13 protein-coding genes are annotated in these 15,060 nt (G+C 61.2%); 8 read left to right on the plus strand and 5 right to left on the minus strand.

Going from position 1 to position 15,060, the window contains the following annotated elements; genetic code table 11:
• Positions 1-90 precede the first annotated feature (90 nt).
• On the plus strand, positions 91-969 hold the full coding sequence (locus H097_RS19680) for a DMT family transporter (protein WP_032861818.1): 879 nt from the start codon (positions 91-93) through the stop codon (positions 967-969).
• A 1-nt stretch (position 970) separates the two neighbouring features.
• On the opposite strand, the gene H097_RS19685 is transcribed toward H097_RS19680, so the two are convergent.
• Positions 971-2,305, minus strand: a complete 1,335-nt coding sequence (locus tag H097_RS19685; protein ID WP_032861820.1) for an MFS transporter — start codon at positions 2,303-2,305, stop codon at positions 971-973.
• A gap of 254 nt (positions 2,306-2,559) precedes the next feature.
• Between H097_RS19685 and quiC the strand changes: the two genes are divergently transcribed.
• Both quiC and H097_RS19695 read left to right on the plus strand, forming a co-directional pair.
• Complete coding sequence (gene quiC / locus H097_RS19690) at positions 2,560-4,455, plus strand: 3-dehydroshikimate dehydratase QuiC (RefSeq protein ID WP_032861822.1); 1,896 nt, start codon at positions 2,560-2,562, stop codon at positions 4,453-4,455.
• Between the two features lie 71 nt (positions 4,456-4,526).
• Positions 4,527-5,192, plus strand: a complete 666-nt coding sequence (locus H097_RS19695; RefSeq protein WP_032861824.1) for a TetR/AcrR family transcriptional regulator — start codon at positions 4,527-4,529, stop codon at positions 5,190-5,192.
• A 71-nt stretch (positions 5,193-5,263) separates the two neighbouring features.
• On the opposite strand, the gene H097_RS19700 is transcribed toward H097_RS19695, so the two are convergent.
• Positions 5,264-6,118: a shikimate dehydrogenase gene (locus H097_RS19700; protein WP_032861826.1), complete on the minus strand. Its 855-nt coding sequence runs from the start codon at positions 6,116-6,118 to the stop codon at positions 5,264-5,266.
• The gene (gene aroQ, locus H097_RS19705) at positions 6,115-6,552 is read right to left on the minus strand and encodes a type II 3-dehydroquinate dehydratase (RefSeq protein WP_032861827.1); all 438 of its coding nucleotides are present in this window, start codon (positions 6,550-6,552) and stop codon (positions 6,115-6,117) included. The genes H097_RS19700 and aroQ overlap by 4 nt, the downstream gene beginning before the upstream one ends.
• A 215-nt stretch (positions 6,553-6,767) precedes the next feature.
• Between aroQ and H097_RS19710 the strand changes: the two genes are divergently transcribed.
• The 5 genes from H097_RS19710 to H097_RS19730 all read left to right on the plus strand — a co-directional run bounded on the left by H097_RS19710 (position 6,768) and on the right by H097_RS19730 (position 12,373).
• On the plus strand, positions 6,768-7,289 hold the full coding sequence (locus tag H097_RS19710; protein WP_032861829.1) for an RNA polymerase sigma factor: 522 nt from the start codon (positions 6,768-6,770) through the stop codon (positions 7,287-7,289).
• 62 nt (positions 7,290-7,351) lie between these two features.
• Positions 7,352-8,338 (plus strand): FecR family protein, encoded by a 987-nt coding sequence (locus H097_RS19715; RefSeq protein WP_032861831.1) that lies wholly within the window; start codon positions 7,352-7,354, stop codon positions 8,336-8,338.
• Between the two features lie 248 nt (positions 8,339-8,586).
• A complete protein-coding gene (locus tag H097_RS19720; RefSeq protein WP_032861833.1) occupies positions 8,587-11,337 on the plus strand; it encodes a TonB-dependent receptor in 2,751 nt (916 codons plus the stop codon).
• A 173-nt stretch (positions 11,338-11,510) separates the two neighbouring features.
• A complete protein-coding gene (locus H097_RS19725; RefSeq protein ID WP_032861835.1) occupies positions 11,511-11,939 on the plus strand; it encodes a hypothetical protein in 429 nt (142 codons plus the stop codon).
• Positions 11,936-12,373, plus strand: a complete 438-nt coding sequence (locus H097_RS19730) for a DUF2442 domain-containing protein (RefSeq protein ID WP_032861837.1) — start codon at positions 11,936-11,938, stop codon at positions 12,371-12,373. The genes H097_RS19725 and H097_RS19730 overlap by 4 nt, the downstream gene beginning before the upstream one ends.
• Before the next feature lie 164 nt (positions 12,374-12,537).
• Here H097_RS19730 and trmA read toward each other — a convergent pair whose 3' ends face one another.
• Together trmA and H097_RS19740 are read right to left on the minus strand one after the other, a co-directional pair.
• On the minus strand, positions 12,538-13,617 hold the full coding sequence (gene trmA, locus H097_RS19735; RefSeq protein ID WP_032861839.1) for a tRNA (uridine(54)-C5)-methyltransferase TrmA: 1,080 nt from the start codon (positions 13,615-13,617) through the stop codon (positions 12,538-12,540).
• Positions 13,614-14,909: an NCS2 family permease gene (locus H097_RS19740; protein ID WP_032861840.1), complete on the minus strand. Its 1,296-nt coding sequence runs from the start codon at positions 14,907-14,909 to the stop codon at positions 13,614-13,616. The genes trmA and H097_RS19740 overlap by 4 nt, the downstream gene beginning before the upstream one ends.
• Positions 14,910-15,060: the final 151 nt, after the last annotated feature.

The following is a 15,060-nucleotide window of genomic DNA, read 5'->3' on the forward strand; positions in this document are numbered from 1 at the left end:
CTTGAGACCGATGCACCACCCGCTCTAGATTAGCGCGTTGAGTGCCACTGCTTGCGGCGGTCATTTCAGCCTGTCACGCACGAGAATTCAATGACCCTCAGCACCCCTCTTTCCGGCGTCAACCATCCCTTCAAGGGCATCGCGCTGATTGTACTGGCGACGCTCCTGTTTTCCAGCCATGACGCCTTGTCCAAATACCTGGCCGGCTTCTATCCGATCGTGATGGTGGTATGGGCCCGGTACATGGTGCATACGCTGCTGATGGCGGGGATTTTCCTGCCGCAATCGGGCCTGCGAGTGCTGCGCAGCAAGCGCCCGTTGTTGCAGGTCGCCAGGGCCTTGTGCCTGCTGGGTACCAGCCTGTTTTTTACCGCAGCCTTGCATTACATCCCGCTGGCGGAGGCCACGGCGGTGAACTTCCTGGCGCCGATCCTGGTGACGGCCCTGTCGGTGCCGCTGCTCGGCGAGCATGTGACGCGGGGCCAGTGGCTGGCGGTGATCTGCGGGTTTGTCGGGGTGATCATCATCGTGCACCCCGGCGGTGAGTTGTTCACCCCGGCGGTGTTGTTGCCCTTGGTCTCGGCGTTGTTCTTCTGCTTCTACCAACTGTTGACCCGCATCCTCAGCCAGTACGACAGCCCGACCACCAGCAACTTCTTCGCCGGCCTGTGCAACACCCTGGTGATGAGCGCGCTGGTGCCGTTCTTCTGGGAAGTACCAACCCTGGGCCATGGCCTGTTGATGCTGGCGCTGGGCAGTTGCGGGATGACCGCGCACTTGATGCTGACCCAGGCCTTCCGCTTCGCTGCGCCGGCCTTGCTGGCGCCGTTCGGCTATTGCCAGATCGTGTTTGCGGGGTTGTTGGGCTGGCTGGTGTTCAACCACACCCCGGACCTGACCACGGTGGTCGGGATCGGGGTGATCTGCCTGAGCGGGTTGGCCGCTGCCTGGCAGCAGCGGCGGCGGTGAATCAGACCTCGACCGTCGGGATCTTGCGCGGTGCCATGAAGTACATCCAGGTCAGGGCAAGGAAGTACATCGCCGGGATCAGGGTGAACAGCACGGTGTAGTTGTTGTTGGTCACGGTCAGGATATGGCCGACGATCTGCGTCATGAACATCCCGCCGATGGCCGCGCACATCCCGCCAAAACCGAACACCGTGCTCATCATGTGCTTGGGCGTGTAGTCCATCACCAGGCTCCAGATATTGGCGGTCCAGGCCTGGTGCGCGCCGATGGCCAGGGAGATGGCAAACACCGCGACCCACAACTGGCTGGAGCCTGCGGCCATGATCACGCCGACGATGCAGCAGGCAAACAGCAGCATTGACAGCAAGCGCGCCTTGATCGGCTGCATGCCGCGACCGATGAGGAACGAGGACAGGATCCCGCCGCCCACGCTGCCGAAGTCTGCCGTCAGGTAAATGATGATCAGCGGGATGCCCATCTGGGTCACGTTGATCCCCAGGTTGTATTGCTGGTTGAGAAACGGCGGCAGCCAGTATAGGTAGAACCAGAACACCGGCGCGGTCAGGGCGTAGGCAATGGCGAAGGCCCAGGTGCCGCGCATGCGCAGGATGCGACTGAAGGGCACGCGCGGTTGTTCCGGCTCGACTTCCTGTTGCACGTAGTCCAGTTCCGATTGCTTCACGCTTGGATGGTCTTCGGGGTTGTAGTACTTCAGGCCCCAGAACACCAGCCAGATCCCACCCAGCGCCGCCATGCACAGGAAGGCGGCCTGCCAGCCCCACACATGCAGCACCAGTGGCAACAGCATCGGGGTCATCATGGCGCCGACGTTGGTGCCGGCGTTGAAGATGCCGGTGGCCACCGCGCGCTCGCCAGCGGGGAACCACAGGCGGGTGGTCTTGACGCAGGCCGGGTAGTTGGCCGCTTCGGTCAGGCCGAGGATAAAGCGGCAGACCATAAAGCCCACTGCTGAGGTCGCCAGGCCGTGGGCGCCGGTGGCGATGCTCCACAACAGCACCGCGCAGAAGAACACACGCTTGACGCCGACCCGGTCGATCAACCGGCCTTGCAAGACAAAACCAATGGCGTAACCGACCTGGAACCAGAAGTTGATGTTGGCGTAGTCCATCGCCGTCCAGCTCATCTCCTTGGCCAGGATCGGCTGCATCACGCCCAGGGCGGCGCGGTCGATGTAGTTCAGGGTGGTGGCGAAAAACACCAGGGCCAGCATGCCCCAGCGGGTTTTGCCGACGGCGAGGGCGCCGCGAATCTTGTCGCCAATAGCCGCTTGCGGGTTGCCGGGGCGCGGGGCCACGGCGGAGTTTTGCGAAGGCATGAGAGGTACCCGTTTTTTGAAATTCTTATGGTGTGTTCTGGGTCGTGATCACAGGTGCACGCCGATTAAAAGCGGCCCTGGATGCGCAATCGATGGTGCGCAGTGGCTAAAAAATCGTCAATTCGCCAATTGCCATTGTGTTCGATAATCGCCCATAAAACTAACCGGTTCGTACATTTTGAATTGCTGCTTTATTGCGCGCGGCCAATAATTTGCCGCAAACAAGACCAGCCTTCATTGCCGGGAGTCACCCCATGCAACGTTCCATCGCCACAGTTTCCCTGAGCGGCACCCTGCCGGAAAAGCTCGAAGCCATTGCTGCAGCTGGGTTTGATGGGGTGGAAATCTTCGAGAACGACTTGCTGTATTACGACGGCAGCCCCCGCGAAGTGCGGCAGATGTGTGCCGACCTGGGCATTGCCATCACGCTGTTCCAGCCGTTTCGCGACTTCGAAGGATGCCGCCGCGAACGCCTGGCGCGCAACCTGGAGCGGGCCGAGCGCAAGTTCGACCTGATGCAGGAACTGGGCACCGACCTGGTGCTGGTGTGCAGCAATGCCTCGGCGGATTCCACGGGCGAACATTCGATCCTGCGCGATGACTTGAGTCTTTTGGCCGAACACGCCGGTCGGCGCGGCTTGCGCATTGGCTACGAAGCCCTGGCCTGGGGCCGGCACGTCAACACCTGGCAACAGGTCTGGCAACTGGTGCGCGAGATCGATCACCCCAGTCTCGGGGTGTTGCTGGACAGTTTTCATACCTTGTCGCTCAAGGGCGATCCGGCGGCCATTGCCGAGATTCCCGGCGACAAGATCTTCTTCGTGCAAATGGCCGACGCGCCGATCCTGGCCATGGATGTGCTGGAGTGGAGTCGTCATTTCCGTTGCTTCCCCGGCCAGGGCGAGTTCGACCTGCCGGGCTTCTTGGCGCCGATCATCCAGAGTGGCTACACCGGGCCGCTGTCCCTGGAGATTTTCAACGATGGTTTTCGCGCTGCGCCCACCCGGGCCAACGCGGCGGATGGTTTGCGCTCGTTGCTGTACCTGGAAGAGAAGACCCGTCAACGCCTGGAACAACAGGCTACGCCGGTGGATATCCTGTTCGAAACCCCGCCTGCCAGCGAGTACGATGGCATCGAGTTCCTGGAGTTCGCGGTGGATGAAAACCTCGGCGCCCGGCTCACGCAATGGCTGCAACGCCTGGGGTTCGTCAAGGCCGGGCAGCACCGGTCCAAGAGTGTGAGCCTGCTGCGTCAGGGCGATATCAACCTGATCCTCAACTGCGAGCCTTACTCCTTTGCCCACAACTTTTTCGAGGCCCATGGCCCGTCGTTGTGCGCCACGGCGATCCGCGTCAAGGACAGCGCCAAGGCCCTGGAACGGGCAGTGGCCTACAAGGGCCAACCCTATCGTGGCTTGGTCGGGCCCAATGAACTGGAGCTGGCGGCGGTGCGTGCGCCGGATGGCAGCCTGATCTACCTGGTGGACCAGCACGCGGGCGGGATCTACGACACTGATTTCAACCTGCAAGCCGCAAGCCGCAACAGCGGTGGCTTGCTGCGCATCGACCATATGGCCATGGCTTTGCCGGCCGACAGCCTCGACAGTTGGGTGCTGTTCTACAAGAGCCTGCTGGATTTCGAGGCCGACGATGAAGTGGTGCTGCCGGACCCCTACGGCCTGGTCAAGAGCCGGGCGCTGCGCAGCCGCTGCAGCTCGATCCGCCTGCCGCTGAATATTTCCGAGAACCGCAATACGGCGATCTCCCACGCGCTATCGAGCTACCGTGGCTCCGGGGTGCATCACATTGCCTTCGATTGCGCGGATATTTTCGCCGAGGTCAGCCGGGCCAAGGAGGCGGGCGTGCCGCTGCTGGATATCCCGCTCAACTATTACGATGACCTGGCGGCGCGGTTTGATTTCGACGATCAGTTTCTCAGCGAGCTGGCGTACTACAACGTGTTGTACGACCGTGACGCCCAGGGCGGTGAGTTGTTTCACGTGTACACCGAGCCCTTCGAAGGGCGGTTTTTCTTCGAGATCATCCAGCGCAAAAACGGCTATGCGGGTTATGGCGCGGCCAATGTGGCGGTACGCCTGGCGGCCATGGCCAAGTCGCGCAGCGGTGCGGTGCGCCAGGCCAAGTTGTAGGGGGTTGGCGCTTCCTTCGTACGACGTGGCGGCCCATAATCACGGCCTGCATAAATGGCCGTGAGCGCACCATGAACCCGACGTCCGAACTGCCCGACGCCCCCCTGGCGCCGCGCAAGAGCCGCAAGAACAACCCGGAAAAGACCCGCGAGAACATTCTGCAAGAGGCCATTGTCGAGTTCGTGCAGCAGGGGCTTTCCGGTGCGCGGGTGGATGCCATCGCCGAGCGCATCCACACCTCCAAACGCATGATTTATTACTACTTCGGCAGTAAGGAACAGCTGTACGTCGAGGTCCTGGAAAAACTCTACGGGGATATCCGCAACACCGAGACCCGGATGAACCTCACCGAGCTGGAACCCCGTGAAGCGATCCGGCGCCTGGTGGAGTTCACCTTCGACCACCATGACCAGAATGTGGATTTTGTGCGGATTGTCAGCATCGAGAACATTCACAACGCCGAGTATGTGAAAGAGTCGGATGCGATCAAGGCAATGAACAGCAACATCCTTGAAGCGCTGGGCGCGACCTTGCGCCGGGGGGCGGAACTGGGGGTATTTCGCGCTGGGCTGGAGCCGCTGGATGTGCATTTACTGATCAATTCGTTCAGCTTTTACCGGGTGTCCAACCGGCATACCTTCAGTGAGATCTTTCAGATCGAGTTGTCGGATGAGGCAATCAAGCAGCGGCATCGGGCGATGATCTGCGAGTCGGTGCTGCGTTACCTACAGGCCTGACTCCCCCGCCGAACTCAAGGTGGGGTGGGCTTGTGTGGGAGCAAGCCCGCTCCCACATTTGGATTCGGTTCCTACCGTGAAGTATTCATGCTCTGGAAATGATCGAGCATCCTTTGTGCATCTGCTTTCTTGCCGCTGAACAACTCAAACGCCTTCACCGCCTGGAACACGGCCATATTCCCCCCATCCAACGTGCGGCAACCCAAGGCCCTGGCCGTGCGCAACAGTTCGGTTTCCAGCGGGAAGTAGACGATGTCCGCTACCCATAAATCCGCGCGTAACAAGCCCGCTGGTACCGGCATGCCCGGCAGCTTGGCCATGCCCATGGGCGTGGTGTTGACCAGGCCGTCAGTCGCCGCCATCGCGCTATCGAGGTCACTGCCGGCATACGCCCGGCCGGGACCGAAATGCTGATTGAGGTTGGCAGCCAGGCTTTGGGCGCGGTCGTTATCCACATCAAAAATACTCAACTGCCCAACCCCTTCGGCCAACAGCGCGTGGGCCACTGCCGCGCCCGCGCCACCGGCCCCCATCTGCACCACGCGCTGGCGCGCAGCCTCATGCAGGCCCCGGCGAAACCCTTCGGCAAAGCCCAGGCAGTCGGTGTTGTGGCCAATGCGCTTGCCGTCGCGCCACACCACCGTGTTGACCGCGCCGATGCCTCGCGCTTCGGGCGACAGTTCATCGAGCAGCGCCAGGATCACTTGCTTGCAGGGGTAGGTGATGTTCAAGCCGGTGAAGTTCATCTGCTCGGCGGCCGTGAGCAGGTCGGGCAGGGCGCTGCTGTCCAGGTGCAACTGATCCAGATCGATCAGGCGATACAGGTAGCGCAAGCCTTGGGCATCGCCTTCCTGCTCATGCAGGGCCGGTGTACGCGACGCTTGGATGCCAGCGCCGATCAGGCCGGCAAGAATACGCGGCTTCATTTGAGTTCCCGGCTGAAATGCTCAAGGGCCAGGTGATAGCCGTGGCTGCCAAACCCGGCGAGCACGGCCTTGGCGATAGGCGAGACGAAGGAATGGTGGCGGAAGGGTTCACGGGCGTGCACGTTGGACAGATGCACTTCGATCACCGGTAATTCACTGGCTACCAGGGCGTCGCGGATGGCCACCGAGGTGTGGGTCCAGGCCGCTGGGTTGATCACAATCCCGGCACAACGGGCGCGGGCGCCGTGGATCCAGTCCAGCAGTTCGCCTTCATGGTTGGTCTGGCGAAACTCCAGTTTCAGCCCGAATTGTTCGGCGCTGCGACCGCATAGCGCGGCGACGTCGGCCAGGGTCTCGTGGCCATAGGTGGCCGGTTCGCGGGTGCCGAGCAGGTTCAGGTTGGGACCGTTGAGGACCAGCACAATAGGTGGCATAGGGATGTCTCCACTGTTGTTTTTATTGATGAGGACAAAATGTACTGAATAGTTAATTTGGTCAATTGACGAAGTGTCCTGCTGTGGATAACCGTTCGATTATCGAACGCTGAATAAGGTTTTTCGACACTGCCCAAGAGCGGATATCAATTGAAAATCATTCTCGACAACGCTTAAGATGCCCGCCTGTTTCCTTTACATCCCAGGGAGTCGGTTTGTCGGACGTGGATCTCAAGGGCCTCTTTCTCAAGCATGCCGATACCCTGCGCCGGTATCTGCTGCGCAAGGTACGGGACCCTCAGTTGGCTGCGGACCTGGTGCAGGAGAGCTTTCTGCGCCTGGCACAAAAGCCCTCCAGTGAACGGATCGACAACTCCCAGGGCTATCTCTACCGCACGGCGAGCAATCTGCTGATCGACCATATCCGCCAGGAAGCACGGCGCAAGACCGACTCCGTGCCCCATGAGGCGCTGGCCGAGATTGAAGATGAAGTGGCCGGGTTGGAGGCTCAGGCAATGGCGCAACAACAGCGACAGGCATTGAAGCAGGCGTTGGCGGAACTGCCGGAGCGTACGCAGCAGATTTTCCGCCTTAACCGCGTTGAAGGCATGACCCACGCCCAGGTCGCGCGGCACCTTGAAATTTCCGACAGTTCAGTGCAAAAACATCTGGCCAAGGCGCTGGCACATGTCATGCAGCGTTTGCGGGAGGGCGATGTGACGCCATCCGATGAATGAATTACTGGAAAAATGCTGCTCAAACGTCACTGTTTCATACAACGAGAATTCGAGACTCACACGTGAATAGCCCGGAGTCGCAACAGCCCAGCATTACTGAGACCGCCGCCGATTGGGCAGTGCGCCTGCATGCGGGTGGGCTGGATGTGCAGGAGCATGCCGAACTGCAACGCTGGATCGACAGCGACAGCCGTCACGCTGCGGAACTGGCGTTTGCCCAGCAGACCTGGGCGGCGCTGGGCGACTTGCAATTGGACACGCCGGTGCATCGCCAGCGTCCGCCTTCGGTTGGTGTGCCATCGCGTCGCGCCCAGCGTCGGCGGCCATGGCGCGTGGCCGCAAGCGTCGCGCTGTTGCTGGTGGTCGCCGGTGTTGGCTGGTTGCAGGGGCCGCAAGCCTTGCTGCAGATGCAGGCCGACTACCTGACTGCCAAGGGCGAAGTGCGCATGGTCCGCCTGGTGGACGGCAGCACCGTGGAACTGGATTCCTCCAGCGCCATCCGCCTGGACTTCGACGGCGAGCAGCGCCGGATCAGCCTGTTGGCCGGCTCGGCGATTTTCGACGTGGCGCCCATGGCTGGACAGGAAACCCGGCCATTCGTGGTGCAGAGTGCTGGCGGGCAAACTCGGGCGCTGGGCACGCGCTTTGTGGTCGGTCGCGAGGCAGACGACCAGGCGTGGGTGGGTGTGCTGCAACACAGCGTGGCCGTGACCCAGCAAGACAAGCCACAAACCACGGTCCTCCAGGAAGGGCAGGCCGCCCGCTACAGCATGCAAAACGGTGTGGTTGACCTGCCCAACCTTGACCTGGCCCGGGCCACCAGTTGGCGGCGCGGGGTGCTGGTGTTCGATCGCCAGCCGCTGGCCAAGGTGGTTGAAGAGCTCAATCGCTACCGCCCCGGCCGGGTGGTGCTGACCGATGCCGAGCTGGGCAAGCGTGAAGTCAGCGCGGTGGTGCGCCTCGACATGCTGGACAAGGCGCTGGGCACCTTGACCGAAGAGTTGCAGGTGCGGCGCTTTGATCTGGCGGGTGTCAGCCTGATCTACTGACACACCGCAAACCCCTCTGTAGACCGACACTGTGTAGGAGCCGGCTTGCCGGCGATGCAGGCAAATCGGTCTATCTGGCACACCGAGGTGACGCTATCGCCGGCAAGCCAGCTCCTACAAAAGTCCGCACTCCTGGCTGATCTTCCAATAATTTTCAGAAACACTTACTGAGTCCCTATCCCTGACGCGTCTTGCTAATCGAGAAGTATTCGCATAAACAAAAAACGCTCAGCGAAGGGATCACCACAATGTCTGCAATCACCAAAGGGCGCACCACCGGCAGCCGGTTGGCCCTGGCCATTCACTTGGGTCTGTTTGCCAGCGCAGGGCAAGCCTACGCCGCCGCTCCTGTGGCTGGCGCTTCGCAACCTGCGACGCTGATGTTCGATATTCCCGCCCAACCTCTGGGCGGCGCAGTCCTGGCCTTTGCCGACCAGGCCGGCCTGCAGGTGCTGTTCGACAGCCCGCGCCTGCAAGGCCTCAGCAGCACCGCGCTCAAGGGCCAGTACAGCGCCCAGGAAGGCCTGGGGCGTTTGTTGGGCAGCGCACCGGTGGAGTATCGCTTTACCGGCGAACGCCAGGTCACCCTCAATCGCGTCAGTGTCGAACAGGACGGCGCGTTGACTGTCGGCACCACCACCATCCATGCCAATACCAACGGCAAGCCCAGTGACTGGGTGTACGAAACGCCGCGCTCGGTGGCGGTGATCACCCGCGAGCAGATCGACAAGCGCCCACCCCGGCATGCCGCCGATATGCTCGAAGAAACTGCTGGTGTCTACACCGCCGTCAACCAGCGTGACCCTGGCCTGTCGGTGAATATCCGTGGGGTGCAGGACTACGGCCGGGTGAATATGAACATCGATGGCATGCGCCAGAACTTCAACGTCAACGGCCACCAGCAGCGCAACGGGACGATGGTGATCGACCCCGAATTTGTCTCCAGTATCGAGATCGACAAGGGCAGCCAGTCGGGCATGGGCGGCGCGGCGGTGCTCGGCGGGATTGCGTCCTTCAAGACCCTGGACGCCAGTGAGTTTTTGGCCGATGGCAAGGAGTACGGCGGGCGTCTGCGCGCGGGTAACGGCATCGGCAAACTGGGCAATGGCACTAACTTTAACGGCAGCGGGGTGTTTGCCTTTGGCGATGAGCGTGGCGATGTGCTGCTGGGCTACAGCGAGCGGCACTTTGGCGATTACCGCGCCGGTACCAACAACGACCAGAAACTGGGCACCAACCTGCGCGCGCGCAAATACCAACCCGAAGCGTTTGACGATTGGTTGAACAGCGAAGTCGGCGATATGGGCAGCGTGACCCGTTCACAGATCGTCAAGCTGGGCTTGAACCTGCCCAACGATCAGCGCGTGCAACTGAGCTACCTGCAAACCGACAGCGACAGCAACGACGCCTGGGCCTATACCGCCGACGATGGGCAAAGCGTTTACTACCAGCGCGTGAGCAAGAACAACCTCAACGCCAAGAACGTCGCGTTGGACTACAGCTACATCCCGGACAACCCACTGATCGACTTCAAGGCCAAGGCGTATTACGTCACGACTCAATTGGAGCGGACCCATGCGCCGAACCTGGCGACGCCGGGCACGGGCAACGAGGTCGGCGGCTACACCGACCACTTCCAGACCGACACCTGGGGCTTGCAGGCCGACAACACCTCGCGCTTCGATTTCAATACGCTGGGACAGGTCAAATGGAACTACGGCCTGGAGATGTACCAGGACGAATTCAAACCGCGTACCAACAAGGTCGAGGCGGTCAACCTCCAGGGCTTGCTGCCGTACGTCGAAGGCGCCACCCCGGGCGGCAAGCGCACCATCGCCAGCCTGTTCAGCAATCTGCAATACGAGTACGACAACTGGCTGACCCTGGATGCCGGCCTGCGGTACGACCGCTATCGGCTTGAGGGTCAAACCGGGATGACCCTCTACAAGCGTGACCGTTTCTACAACAGCCTGGTGGGCGCCAAGCGGGTGGCCGAGGTGTTTGATATCGACAATGAAGAAGGGCACTTCTCGCCCACCTTTGGCATCGGTATCAAGCCGGGGCTTGAGTGGATGCAACTCTATGCGCGCTGGGGCAAGGGCTGGCGCCCGCCGGCAGTCACGGAGACTTTCATGACCGGTCGGCCCCATGGCGGCAACTCGTCAGAGCGGGTGTTTCCCAACCCTTATCTGAAGGCTGAAGAGTCGCGGGATTGGGAAATGGGCGTCAACGTGTTCAAGGAAGGGTTGTTTTTCAACGACGATCGCCTGGGCATGAAGGTCGCCTACTTCGATACCAAGATCGAAAACTTCTCATTCCTCAACCACAGCGTCAGCTTGCCGGAAACCAGCATTGGCGGTTTCCTGGGGACCATGGCCTACGTCAACAACACGGCGCCGACGCGCTTTCGCGGCATGGAATACCAGCTCAACTACGACATGGGCCGGGCCTACGCCAACTTGAGCTACACCCACATGATCGGCAGTAACGACTTCTGCTCGAAGAACTATTACATGGGCGGCGCCAAGACCAGCGGGCCCCGGACCACACGTATCGAATCCTACATTCGCCCGGATGGCCGCCCGGGCATCCGGCCGGTCACGACCTATGAAGTGCTGGATGACGATGTTGCCAACAATAAGGAAAGCTGCGGCCGGATCATGGGCAACGCTACTTATATGCCAGCAGATCGCGGCTCGTTGACCCTGGGCGCGCGGTTCCTGGAAAAGCGCCTGGATACCGGGGTGCGAGTGCGCTACAGCTCGGGCAACGGCGCCAACCTCAACCAGCAGGGCTACGAGTTCATCGACCAGGCACTGTGGCCGCAATACACCCTCTATGACCTGTATGCCAGTTACTGGATGACTGACCATTTGAACCTTGGCCTGGCCCTGGAAAACGCCACTGACGAAGCCTATTTCGTTGCCATGGGCGACGCCAACAACCTCAGCCTGGCGCGCGGTCGCACGTTGAGCGGGATGCTGGAATACAAGTTTTGATCTAGGTGTTTGAGCCCGTAGGTCCTGGGCATTCGCGGTTACAACCCGGCATTTGAAGCCGTACCAATCGTTACTAGTCTGTGAGGCAGCCCTGGCAATTAGAAGGCGCCGGTTGTCGGTTGGTGCTCGATAAAGCGCTGATCGCTGAAAAATAACCTAACGGATGGGTTACGATGAGAGTAGGCACTTACAAGGGACATGTGATTGCAGTGTTGCTCCGGGATGAGCATTGCCCGCCGCACGTACATGTGGCGGGCAAGGACTGGGATGCGCGTTTTCGTTTCAGTTTTCTGGATGGGGACGTGGAGTTGTGGGATGTGGATCCCGAGCGGCGGCGACCATCAGGTGCAGTTCTGGAAGGCATTCGCCAGACACTGCGGCAGCGACATTATCTGGCGCGGGCACGAAGGATCTGGTGGGAGAAGCTGCAAACGGTCTGCCTGGACAACCATTCCTGGGATTGGGAGGCCGATGAGGTTGTGCCGGGGCTGGTCATCCGGCGGGGTGTCTACGTGATTGCCAGTGCCCGGCACGATGTGGCGGGGCGGCGAACTATTTTGAATCTGGTGAGGGCGCCAGGATCCGTGGAGATTGAGTTATGAAGATTGTGAAAGCCAAAGTCCGGCCCGATGTCCCTATCACTGAGGCCGATATTGATAAGGCCGTGGCCCGTGGGCGCAAGCTCAAGCGGGTGTACGCCAATGCCAGTTCCGTGCGCTACGAAGATGACTGCATCTCCATCGGCTTCGGCGACGGCAGCCGCATTGTGTTGCCGGTGGCCGGCCTTGTGGAGTTCGAAGGTTTTTCTGTACAGGACTTCCAGAAGCTTGAGGTCGGGTTTGGTGGCAAGGCGCTGTGCTATGAGGGCCGAGACCTGCATGTTTCCATCAGCGGCCTGATTGCCACGAGCCAGCCCTTGATGGATCTGGCCGCGAGCATGGTGGCATCGCGCAATGGCCGTAAAACCAGTGCTGCCAAGTCCGAAGCCGCCCGCGCCAATGGCAAGAAGGGCGGTCGACCGCGTAAGGAAGAATAAGTCGGGGAATACCCGCCAATCCAATGTGTACGGGCTTATGTGGGAGCGGGCTTGCTCGCGAATGCGGTGGGTCAGCCAACTACTTGGCAACTGATCCACCGCCATCGCAGCCTCGCCGGGGCTCGAAAACTCCCACATTTCTGGATCTGCTGTGCCCTGACGGGTTAGCGCCGGGTCAGCAGTACGCCCGATTCCATATGGTGGGTCCACGGGAACTGGTCGAACATGGCACAACGGGTGATGCGGTGCGTGTCATACAGTTGCGCGATGTTGGCCGCCAGCGTTTCCGGGTTGCAGGAGATGTACAGGATGTTCTCGAAGCGCCGGGTCAACTCGCAGGTGTCCGGGTCCATGCCCGCGCGAGGTGGGTCGACGAATACGCTACCGAACTCGTAGCTCTTGAGGTCGATGCCGTGCAGGCGTCGGAACGGCCGCACTTCGTTCAGGGCTTCGGTCAGTTCTTCGGCGGACAGGCGCACCAGGGTGACGTTATCCACCGCGTTTTCATCGAGGTTGCTCAGGGCGGCATTGACCGACGTCTTGCTGATCTCGGTGGCCAGCAGCTTGCGCACGCGGGTCGCCAGGGGCAGGGTGAAGTTGCCATTGCCGCAATACAACTCCAGCAGGTCATCACTGCGATCGCCCAGGGCGTCATAGGCCCAGTTGAGCATCTTCTGGTTCACCGTGCCGTTGGGCTGGGTGAAGGCGCCTTCGGGTTGGCGATAGCTGAAGGTGCGACCGCCGACAGCGAGTTTCTCGATCACGTAGTCGTGGCCGATCACATCACGCTTGCCCTTGGAGCGGCCGATGATGCTGACGTTCAGGTCGGCAGCCAGCTGGTTGGCAGCGGTGTGCCAGTGTTCGTCCAGCGGGCGGTGATAGCACAACGTGATCATCGCGTCGCCGGCCAGGGTGGTGAGGAACTCCACTTGGAACAGCTTGTGGCTCAGGGCGGCGCTGGCTTGCCAGGCGGCCTTGAGTTGCGGCATCAACTGATTGATGCGCAGGCTGGCGATGGGGAATTCTTCGATCAGGATCGGCGTGCGCTTGTCGTCCTGGGAGAACATCGCGTAGTGGCGCTGGCCACCTTCGCGCCACAGGCGGAACTCGGCGCGCAGGCGGAAGTTCTGCAGGGGCGAATCGAAGACCTGCGGCTCGGGCGCGTCGAACGGCGCGAGCAGGTCACGCAAACGCGTGACCTTGTCTTGCAGTTGCAGGGCGTAACTTGCTGCATCAAAAGTCATGCGGGGAACCAGCCTAGCTTGATCACGAACAGGATCGACAGAATCACCAGCGCTGGGTTGAGTTCACGGTAGCGGCCCGTAAGCAGCTTGATACCGGTCCAGGCGATGAAGCCGAAGGCGATGCCGTTGGCGATGGAGTAAGTGAAGGGCATCGCCAGGGCGGTGATCACCACCGGCGCGGCAACAGTAATGTCGTCCCAGTCGATTTCCGCCAGGCCCGAGGTCATCAGCACCGCGACAAACAGCAGCGCGGGAGCGGTGGCAAACGCCGGGACGCTGGCCGCCAGCGGCGAGAAGAACAGCGCCAGCAGGAACAGGATCGCCACCACGATGGCGGTCAGGCCGGTGCGGCCGCCGGCACTCACGCCAGCAGCAGACTCGATGTAGCTGGTGGTGGTCGAGGTGCCCAGCAGTGAACCGGCCATGGCGGCGGTGCTGTCGGCGATCAGGGCGCGGCCCATTTTCGGCATGTGGCCGTCCTTGCCCATCAGGCCGGCGCGCTTGGCGACGCCGATCAGGGTGCCGGAGTTGTCGAACAGGTCAACGAACAGGAAGGCGAAGATCACGCTGATCAAGCCCACGTCCAGGGCGCCGGCGATGTCCAGCTGCAGGAAGGTCGGGGCCAGGGACGGTGGCATCGATACCACGCCGCCGAATGGGGTCACGCCGAGCGCGATGGCTGCGATGGTCACCGCGAGGATGCCGATCAACACCGCGCCGCGCACTTTCAGGGCTTCCAGGGCCACGATCAGGAAAAAGCCCAGGGTCGCCAGGATCGGTGCAGGTTTGGCCAGGTCGCCCATGCCCAGCATGGTCGCCGGGTTGCTGACCACGATCCCGGCGTTATGCAGGGCGATCAGCGCCAGGAACAGGCCGATACCGGCGGCAATCGCCGAGCGCAGGGGCAACGGGATCGCATTGATGATCCATTCGCGGATGCGGAAGATCGACAGCAGGAAAAACAGCACGGCGGAGATAAATACCGCACCGAGCGCCACTTGCCAGGTATGGCCCAGGTGCAGGACCACGGTGTAGGTAAAGAAGGCGTTCAGGCCCATGCCCGGTGCCAGGGCGATCGGGTAGTTGGCGATCAGGCCCATGATCGTCGAACCGATGGCCGCCGCCAGGCAAGTGGCGACAAACAGCGCGCCCTTGTCCATGCCGGTCTCGCCGAGGATGCTCGGGTTGACGAACAGAATGTAGGCCATGGCCAGGAACGTTGTGATACCGGCGAGAATCTCGGTACGCACGTTGGTGTTGTGTGCCTTGAGTTGAAACAGCTTTTCCAGCATGCCTGCTCCCTGTGGCGCGCTTGGCGCCGTGATTTGTTGACCTCAAAGTCAAAGCACAAACTGCGCCAAGCGCCGCGTGTTTTCTAGAGAGGATCGGAAAAAGCGGCGCATCATACCAGCAGGTCGACGGCCTGTGGCGCCCAGCCTCGGT

The sequence above is a fragment of the Pseudomonas sp. FH4 genome (genome assembly GCF_000510915.2).
In the GTDB taxonomy this organism is placed as follows: domain Bacteria; phylum Pseudomonadota; class Gammaproteobacteria; order Pseudomonadales; family Pseudomonadaceae; genus Aquipseudomonas; species Aquipseudomonas brenneri.

Coding starts and splice junctions, on each gene's coding strand:
- H097_RS19680 (WP_032861818.1), top strand. CDS start 91: ATGACCCTCAGCACCCCTCTTTCCGGCGTCAACCATCCCTTCAAGGGC.
- H097_RS19685 (WP_032861820.1), bottom strand. CDS start 2,305: ATGCCTTCGCAAAACTCCGCCGTGGCCCCGCGCCCCGGCAACCCGCAA.
- quiC (WP_032861822.1), top strand. CDS start 2,560: ATGCAACGTTCCATCGCCACAGTTTCCCTGAGCGGCACCCTGCCGGAA.
- H097_RS19695 (WP_032861824.1), top strand. CDS start 4,527: ATGAACCCGACGTCCGAACTGCCCGACGCCCCCCTGGCGCCGCGCAAG.
- H097_RS19700 (WP_032861826.1), bottom strand. CDS start 6,118: ATGAAGCCGCGTATTCTTGCCGGCCTGATCGGCGCTGGCATCCAAGCG.
- aroQ (WP_032861827.1), bottom strand. CDS start 6,552: ATGCCACCTATTGTGCTGGTCCTCAACGGTCCCAACCTGAACCTGCTC.
- H097_RS19720 (WP_032861833.1), top strand. CDS start 8,587: ATGTCTGCAATCACCAAAGGGCGCACCACCGGCAGCCGGTTGGCCCTG.
- H097_RS19725 (WP_032861835.1), top strand. CDS start 11,511: ATGAGAGTAGGCACTTACAAGGGACATGTGATTGCAGTGTTGCTCCGG.
- H097_RS19730 (WP_032861837.1), top strand. CDS start 11,936: ATGAAGATTGTGAAAGCCAAAGTCCGGCCCGATGTCCCTATCACTGAG.
- trmA (WP_032861839.1), bottom strand. CDS start 13,617: ATGACTTTTGATGCAGCAAGTTACGCCCTGCAACTGCAAGACAAGGTC.
- H097_RS19740 (WP_032861840.1), bottom strand. CDS start 14,909: ATGCTGGAAAAGCTGTTTCAACTCAAGGCACACAACACCAACGTGCGT.